Annotated in this window: 1 pseudogene; it reads left to right on the top strand. The window is 55.8% G+C overall.

Annotation, left to right across the window (positions count from 1 at the left end):
- Nucleotides 1–1,044, top strand: a pseudogene (locus tag ABLA85_RS18545) (DNA primase); the annotation flags it as partial.

Here is a 1,044-nt window from a genome sequence, read left to right as displayed (position 1 = left end):
TCAGGCCGCGCAGGAGCTGGCAATGCCGGAGACGCTGATCAAGCGGGAACTGGGGCGGGTGTTACTGGTACTCGAACAACGTTCGTGGGTCGCCGCAGAAACGGAACACGCCGCCAAGTCTTTGAATGCCGATGAACAGCAGGCCGCGCTGGACTTGTTGCAAGATCCACAACTGATCAGCCGTATCACCGTTGACTTAGCGGCCTGTGGGGTTGTCGGTGAATCCACCAATCTGTTAGCGGCGTATCTGGCAGCGGTGAGCCGAAAGTTACCCAAACCGTTAGCCGTCCTGATCCAGAGCAGCAGTGCGGCGGGGAAATCCTCGCTGATGGATGCCGTCTTGAATCTGATCCCCGAAGAAGAACGCATCCAGTACAGCGCCATGACAGGCCAGAGCCTGTTTTACCTCGGCGAAACCAATCTCCAGCACAAGATTTTAGCCATCGCCGAAGAAGAAGGGGTTCGGCAGGCGGCGTATGCGTTGAAGCTGTTGCAGTCGGACGGCGAGCTGACAATGGCAAGTACAGGCAAGGATGAAGCCACGGGGAATCTGGTCACCAAAAGCTATACCGTCAAAGGCCCGGTGATGCTGATGCTCACCACAACGGCGATCGATGTTGACGAAGAACTGCTCAATCGTTGTCTGGTGCTGACCGTCAACGAATCCCGCGAACAGACGGAAGCGATCCATGCGCTGCAACGGCAGAAACAGACGCTCGAAGGCTTGCTGGCTGAGAACGAGCGGGACTATCTGACGGCATTGCATCAGAACGCCCAGCGGTTGCTGAAACCGTTGAATGTCGTGAATCCCTACGCCAGCCAGTTGACCTTCCTGTCAGATAAAACCCGCACCCGCCGTGACCATATGAAATATCTCACCCTGATCCAAAGTATCGCCTTGTTGCACCAGTACCAGCGGGAAATCAAGACTGCCGAACATCGCGGCAGACGACTTGAATACATCGAAGTGACCAAAGACGATATCCGGCTTGCTAATCAGTTGGCGCATGAAATCTTAGGCCGGACGCTCGACGAAATGCCGCC

This window comes from Xenorhabdus sp. SGI246 (genome assembly GCF_040838225.1).
GTDB lineage: Bacteria > Pseudomonadota > Gammaproteobacteria > Enterobacterales > Enterobacteriaceae > Xenorhabdus > Xenorhabdus indica.
Note: the sequence above shows the minus strand (reverse complement) of the source record. Positions and strands in the feature narration are given on the sequence as shown.